Source organism: Planomonospora parontospora (assembly GCA_014647935.1).
Classification (GTDB): domain Bacteria; phylum Actinomycetota; class Actinomycetes; order Streptosporangiales; family Streptosporangiaceae; genus Planomonospora; species Planomonospora parontospora.
Window position 1 is genome coordinate 44581 of sequence record BMQD01000030.1, and the last position, 6595, is coordinate 51175.

Consider the following 6595-nt stretch of genomic DNA (forward strand, 5'->3'; position numbering starts at 1 on the left):
ACGGCGGACCAACGGCCTGCCCTGATCCGGGGAACGGGCCAGATGCGGTCACGGCCCTTCCGGCCGGCCGCCGCGTCACACCATCGCCTGCCCGCCTGCCCGGCCGTTCTCGTCAATCCACCTGCCTGCCCGCGCGACCGTTCTCGTCGACTCAACCGGGCGGCGGGGGGAGCGGCGGCAGGGCGGCGACGGCGGCCTCCCGGTCCGCCCCGGTGGCCTCCAGCAGATCGACGACGACGGACCGCAGCTGGGCGGTCATGGCGTCGGTGGACAGCCCCGACCGGCCGGGGGGCATCTCGGCCAGCCGGGCCGCCGCCCCCATCACGGCGGCCCTGGCCCCGTCGGGCGGCCGACCGGCCGCGAGCTCGTCACGGAACAGGAGCACGGCCCCGGCGAGCTCCCGCAGGGCCGCCGGGAGCGCGGCGGGCGGTGACTCCGCCTGGCTCAGGGCGACGACGGCCCGCCGCGACAGCACCCGCATGTTCCGCAGCGCGTGGTCGACCGGCGTCCAGGCCGTCTCGTACCTGAGGAAGCGCTGACGCCGCCGGCGGCGCAGCGGCGCGATGGCGGTGATCTCCCGCCCCGTCTCCAGCGCCTGGCCGAACGCCTCCACCTCGGCCTGGGTCTCCCTGGCCTCCGCCAGCACGGCCGCGGCGCGCTCCGGATCGGCCCGCTCCACGGCCTCCGCCGTACCGTCGAGCGCGGCGGCCAGAGCCTCCAGGACGGCCTCGGCGTGCCGGTGCACGATGGCGGCCGGGCTGGCGGGCAGCAGGGCGACGGCGGCGATGCCCAGCACCCCGCCGATCAGCGCGTCGACCATGCGGTCCAGCCCTCCGGTGCCGCTGGGCGGCAGCAGGGTGGCGACCAGGACCGCCGACGACCCCGCCTGCAGCACGATCAGCGTGCCGCTGTCCAGGAACACCGCGGTGCCCATCGCCAGGGCCACCACGAGGGCGATCTGCCAGGGCCCGGAACCGATCTTGAAGATCAGCAGGTCGCCGACGCCCACCCCCAGGCTCACCCCGGCGACCAGCTCGGCCACCCGCCGCAGCCGCTGGCCGACGGCGACGCCGATGCAGACCACCACGGCGATCGGCGCGAAGAAAGGGCGTTCGTGGCCGAACAGGTCCGTGGCCACGACCCACGCGAGCCCGGCCGCCACGGAGGTCTGGACGATGGAAGGCCCCATGAAGGCCAGCCGCCGCAGCCGGCCCCGCACATCGACCTCCACGGAACCTCCTCCTGACGTGCACCCTTCCGCAGATGCTGCCACACCCGCCGACGAGTACCTCACCGATCCGCGGGTAGCCGACGGCGGGTCGGAACGGACGACGGAGGGGGACGGACGTGGGAAACGGGTCCGGGACGGGACGGCTGCGCGAGGTCGCGCGCGAGGTCTTCGGCTGGGAGGACCTGCGCGACGGGCAGCTCGAGGCCATGCGCCACCTGCTGGACGGCGGCGACGCCCTCGTGGTCATGCCGACCGGCAGCGGGAAGTCGGCCGTCTACCAGGTGCCCGCGCTGCTGCTCGACGGGCCCACGGTGGTCGTCTCGCCGCTGATCGCCCTCCAGCGCGACCAGGTCGCGGGCCTGGCCGAGGCCGACGCCGGCGGGGCCGTCGCGGTCAACTCCGCGCAGTCCGGCGGCGAGGCCTCCCTGGAGGCCGTGCGGGCGGGCCGTACCGAATTCGTCTTCCTCTCACCCGAGCAGCTCGCGAAACCGGAGACCGTGGACCGGCTGCGCGCCGCCAAGCCCTCGCTGATCGCCATCGACGAGGCGCACTGCGTCTCCGCCTGGGGCCACGACTTCCGCCCCGACTACCTGCGGCTCGGACAGGTCGTCGAACGGCTCGGCCACCCGCCCGTGGTGGCGCTGACCGCCACGGCCACCCCGGCGGTCCGCGAGGAGATCACGGCGTCGCTGGGCCTGCGGGACGTGCTCCACGTCGTGCGCGGGTTCGACCGGCCCAACCTCGACCTGGAGGTCCGCCGCTTCGTCACCGACGAGGACCTGCGGCGGGCGCTCGTGGAGGACGCCGCCTCCCGCACCGGCCTCGGCCTGGTCTACGTCGCCACCCGCCGCGCCGCCGAGGAGTACGCCGAGGCGCTCCGGGAGTCCGGCCGCAGGGTCGAGCCGTACCACGCGGGCCTGAAGGCGGCCGACCGGCACCGGGTCCACGAGATGTTCCGCGACGACGAGCTCGACGCCGTCGTGGCGACCTCGGCGTTCGGCATGGGCATCGACAAGCCCGACGTGCGGTTCGTGCTGCACGCGGCCCCGCCGGAGTCGCCCGACTCCTACTACCAGGAGATCGGCCGGGCCGGACGGGACGGGGACCCCGCCGCCGCCGTGTTGTTCTACCGGCCGGAGGACCTGGGACTGCGCCGGTTCTTCGCCGGAGGCAGGGCCGACGAGGAGCTGCTGCTGCGGGCCGCGACGCTGATCTGCGAGCACGGCGGCACCGTGCCCGCCCGCGAGCTGCGCGAGGTGCTCGACGTCAGCGCCACCCGCCTGACCCGGGCGGTGAACCTGCTGGAACGCGCGGGCGCCGTCGAGGTCACCGCCGAGGGCGACCTGCGCGCGGTCTCCGGCGGGCCCGGCCCGGAGAGCGCCGTGGAGACGGCGGTGGAACTGGAGGAGACCCGCCGCCGCATCGACGACTCGCGCATCGACATGATGCGCGCCTACGCCGAGACCACCGGGTGCCGCCGCCGGTTCCTGCTGGAGTACTTCGGCGAGCCGTACGAGCGGGCCTGCGGGAACTGCGACACCTGCCGGGCGGGCGTCGCCGAGGCACCCGAGGTCGACGACGGTCCTTTCGCGATGCACGCCCGGGTACGGCACAGCGCCTGGGGCCCGGGAACGGTGATGAGCCGGGAGAACGACCGGGTCACCGTCTTGTTCGAGGAGGTCGGCTACAAGACGCTCTCCCTGGAGGCCGTCGAGCGCGACCACCTGCTGGTGGCCGGTTGAGGAGGAGCCGCCGGAGGGGCCGACGGGCGCGACCCGGCGGGAGCGCCCGCGGAACGGGACACGGACGGGGACGGGGCCGCGCGGACGGCCTCAGTCGTCCCCGAAGACCTCGGCGGTGGCGGTGGCGGTGGCCGCGCGGGTCACCCAGGCGGTCAGAGCCTCGGGGTCGGTGCAGGAGGCGATCCGCTCACGCTGGGAAGGACTCGGCGTGAGCCCGCGGGTCTCCAGGACGAGGACCAGCATCTCCGCTTTCGTGTGCACCTCCGTGCGCGCCTTCGTGCGTGCCTCCGCGATGGCCTCCCGCCGTCGCATGAGCCGCTCGATGCCGCTCTCGGTCTCCGGGGTGACGGTGCTCATGATCTCCTCCAGCCGTGCGCGGACCGGCTCCGCGAGATGTCCATAAAGGTAATCGTAATAAACAGGACCCCGCTCGTCCTCGATCTCGGCCATGGCGGTCCCCACCGTGGACACGACGTCGAAGTCGTCGCTGTGCGCGATCGCGCACAGCACGGCGAGTTCGGGGGAGGCCAGCACGTCCTCGGTGGTGCGGGGAAGCGGGAGCTGGTCGGGGCCGACGACGACCGGACAGAGCAGCATGCACGAGTCGGTCGGCATGATCGGCCGGTCGTAGCGGGCGGCGACGGCCTTGTTGAGGCAGACCACGACGAGGAGCACCGCGCACCGGTGCCGCCCCATCAGGCCGCCGACGTAGGCCGCCCAGGACCAGACCTTCCGGTCGTCCCACGCCCGCTGGACCTCCACGATCACGAAACGCCGGCCGCCGCCGGGGCCTTCGACCGAGATGACCGAGTCGGCCATGTACTCGGCGGGCAGCCGCTCGTTCAGCTCCACCGACTCGAGGCGGGCGTCGTGGTATCCGTCCGGATGGGCTTTCAGCCCCAGAGCGAGGAGCTCCAGGGCGAAGGCGGGGCGGCGTCTGGTCATCTCCAGGGGCATTTCATGCTCATGGCCGGGGGACACGATTCTCCCTTCAAAAAGTAATCATTACTTTACTCTCGGTGTCGAGTGGTGCCGTCCGATGGTGCTGTGGCGCAGGTCCGGAAGGAGCGGATCAGGACGGGCAGCGCCACCAGCAGAGCGATCCCTCTCAGCACGCCGGCGGCGAGGTAGGGGACGCGCAGGCCGAACGCGTGCGCCACCAGTCCGCCGGCCAGCGCCCCGAGCGGGATCAGCCCCCAGCCGATCATCCTGTAGGCGCTGTTGACCCGGCCGAGCATCCCGGACGGCACGGTCTGCTGGCGGAGACCGAGGGTCACGATGTTCCAGAGGGTGACGATGAAGCCGTTGCCGGCCAGCAGGACTCCGAGCGCGGTCGCGTTCGGGCTCAGCCCGATCCCGACGAAGACGATGACGTTCGCGGTGAGCGCGGCGAGCAGTACGGGAATCGCGCCGAAGCGGGTGATGAGGCGCGCGCCGGTCAGGCCGCCGAGCAGGCTGCCCGTCGCCGCCCCGGCCAGCAGCAGTCCGTAGCCGCGCGTGCCGAGGTGCAGGACCTGGGTGGCCAGCAGAACGAGGGTCGCGCTGGCCAGGTGGGCGCAGAAGGTGTTGGCGCCGAGCAGGAGCGCCAGAGTGCGCAGCAATCGGTGACGGGCCAGCCATCTCAAGCCGTCGGCGACGGCCGTGCGCATCGGCGGGTGCCGAACGCGCCGGGGTCCGCGCCGCGGGAGGGCCGCGAGCAGGACGGCGGACAGGGTGAGGAGGACGGCATCTACGCCGAACGGCAGTGCTGCGGCGACCGCGAACAGCAGACTGCCGATCATCGGGCCGGCGAACTCCCGGCCGATGGTCGTGATCGTCTGCTGGTGGCCGTTCGCCGTGTGCAGCAGAGGTCCTGCGGCGAGGTCCGGCACGATCGCCTGAGCCGCGTTGGCGGAGACGACCGTGCAGGCGCCCAGCCCGAAGGCCAGGGCCGCGAGCACCTCAATGCCGAGGCGACCGGACGCGGCGAGGACCGCGAGGACGGTGACGATCACTGCCTGGATCGCCTGGGAGGGCCGCAGGAGGCCGACCCGGTCGCAGCGGTCGACGAACACGCCGACAGGCAGGGACAGCAGCAGCCACGGCAGGTAGGCCGCCGCGGAGACGGCCGACACCAGCCGTGGGTCGCGCGTGATCGTGACGGTCAGCAGCGCGATCGCCGCGGCGAACACCCCGTCGCCGACCGCGGTGACGCCCGTGGCCCACCACAGCCGCCAGAAGGCCGCGGGTAGACGCGGCTCGGCCTCGATCCCCGGCATGTCCGACCTCATGCCGGGATCCTGCGATCCCGGATGCCGCCACGACAGCATTTAGGCTCCGGCTACATAATCGATCGATGGCTTTGACGATCCATCTCGGCGTGGCCGAGCTGGCGACGACGAGGTTTTCCGTCTCGCCGCTGTCGGAGACGGTGGCGGGCCTGCAGCAGTTGAGCGGCCGCGACCGCAACCCGGTCAACCTGCGGTGGCTGCGCTGGGCGGCCGACGAGCTCGCCCGTCGGCCCCTCGACCTGTCGCACACATGGCCGCTGCTCGTCAGCGACCGGCCGAGCTGGCCGGAGTTCCTCGTCCCCGCCCCGTCCGGCGCGGGGTCGTCCATCGACGATGAGCTGGCCGTGCTGCGGAGAACGACGGCCCGCCAGGTGCGGGCCAGCCTCCGGCGCGTCTTCGGTGAACGGCTCCCCGATGTGGCCGCCACGCTCGCCGCCCGGCCGGCGGCTGGTCTGCGGACGATCGCCGCGGAGCTGCGCGCGGCGCACGAGCGGCTCGTCGCGCCGCACTGGCCCCGGATCCGGGCCGTGCTCGATGCGGACGTCGGCCACCGTGCCAGGCGGCTGGCCGCAGGCGGTGCCGAGAGGCTGTTCGCCGACCTGCATCCGGATCTGCAGTGGTGCGATGGCCGGCTGATGCTGGGAGGAGAGCGCTGGCGCGCCGAGCGCGTGGTGAATCGCGGTCCGGGCGGGCTGGTCCTCATCCCGGTCGTTCTCGGCTCGCCGTACGTGCTGGTCAAACAGAGCACGTCCACGCAGACCACGGTGCGCTATCCGGCGCGGGGCGTCGGAGCGCTGTGGACGGCGGGGACGCGGCCGTCCGCGGGGAGCACGGTCCGGTTGCTCGGCCGGGTGCGGGCCGAACTGCTTGAGACGCTCCGGTCGCCCGCGACGACGACGGAGCTGGCTCGTGCGCTCGGTGTCACACCCAGCGCGGTCTCGCAGCACCTCGGAGTGCTGCGCGAGAGCGGGCTCGTCGCGCGCGAGCGCTGCGGGCGCAACGTCCTGTACATGACGACCGCGCTGGGGGCGTCCTTGTGCGGGACGCCTCCCGGTGGCTGAGCGGGCGTCCGGATGCGGGACCGGCCGGGACGCCGTGTCTCAACGGCCCGGATCGGATGATGGGAAGGAAACCGCTGACGAACCTCGCTTCGAGGGGGGCACGACGTCGGCGCCGGTGCTGACAGCGGCCCGAAGCCATCAGGGACGACAAAAAGCCCCAGGCTCTCGGCTGAGGCCGTGAGCTGGGGCTTGACCTCCCGTTCGACCGGGAAGAACCCGGTCGTGGAGCGTGGTGGACGATACAGGGATTGAACCTGTGACCTCTTCCGTGTCAGGGAAGCGCTCTCCCGC

5 protein-coding genes are annotated in these 6595 nt (G+C 73.1%); 2 read left to right on the forward strand and 3 right to left on the reverse strand.

Annotated features, from left to right (window positions below):
* Positions 1-151: 151 nt before the first annotated feature.
* Positions 152-1231, reverse strand: coding sequence for an FUSC family protein (locus IEZ07_RS30935; RefSeq protein WP_239320560.1), 1080 nt, complete (start codon positions 1229-1231; stop codon positions 152-154).
* 116 nt (positions 1232-1347) lie between these two features.
* Here IEZ07_RS30935 and IEZ07_RS30940 point away from each other — a divergent pair, with 116 nt between their 5' ends.
* Positions 1348-2973 carry a RecQ family ATP-dependent DNA helicase gene (locus IEZ07_RS30940; RefSeq protein ID WP_191898035.1) on the forward strand — a complete coding sequence of 542 codons (1626 nt, stop codon included), beginning with the start codon at positions 1348-1350 and terminating at the stop codon, positions 2971-2973.
* A 90-nt stretch (positions 2974-3063) separates the two neighbouring features.
* On the opposite strand, the gene IEZ07_RS30945 is transcribed toward IEZ07_RS30940, so the two are convergent.
* Together IEZ07_RS30945 and IEZ07_RS30950 are read right to left on the reverse strand one after the other, a co-directional pair.
* Positions 3064-3930, reverse strand: a complete 867-nt coding sequence (locus tag IEZ07_RS30945) for a hypothetical protein (RefSeq protein ID WP_191898036.1) — start codon at positions 3928-3930, stop codon at positions 3064-3066.
* Between the two features lie 53 nt (positions 3931-3983).
* Positions 3984-5243: an MFS transporter gene (locus IEZ07_RS30950; protein ID WP_191898038.1), complete on the reverse strand. Its 1260-nt coding sequence runs from the start codon at positions 5241-5243 to the stop codon at positions 3984-3986.
* Positions 5244-5308: 65 nt separating this feature from the next.
* Between IEZ07_RS30950 and IEZ07_RS30955 the strand changes: the two genes are divergently transcribed.
* Entirely contained in the window at positions 5309-6304 is a 996-nt protein-coding gene (locus IEZ07_RS30955; protein ID WP_191898039.1) for an ArsR/SmtB family transcription factor, read from the forward strand.
* The last annotated feature ends 291 nt before the right edge of the window (positions 6305-6595 follow it).

Excerpts from the sequence above, each read along its gene's own strand:
- IEZ07_RS30945 (WP_191898036.1), bottom strand. The coding sequence starts at position 3,930 with ATGCCCCTGGAGATGACCAGACGCCGCCCCGCCTTCGCCCTGGAGCTC.
- IEZ07_RS30955 (WP_191898039.1), top strand. The coding sequence starts at position 5,309 with ATGGCTTTGACGATCCATCTCGGCGTGGCCGAGCTGGCGACGACGAGG.
- IEZ07_RS30950 (WP_191898038.1), bottom strand. The coding sequence starts at position 5,243 with ATGAGGTCGGACATGCCGGGGATCGAGGCCGAGCCGCGTCTACCCGCG.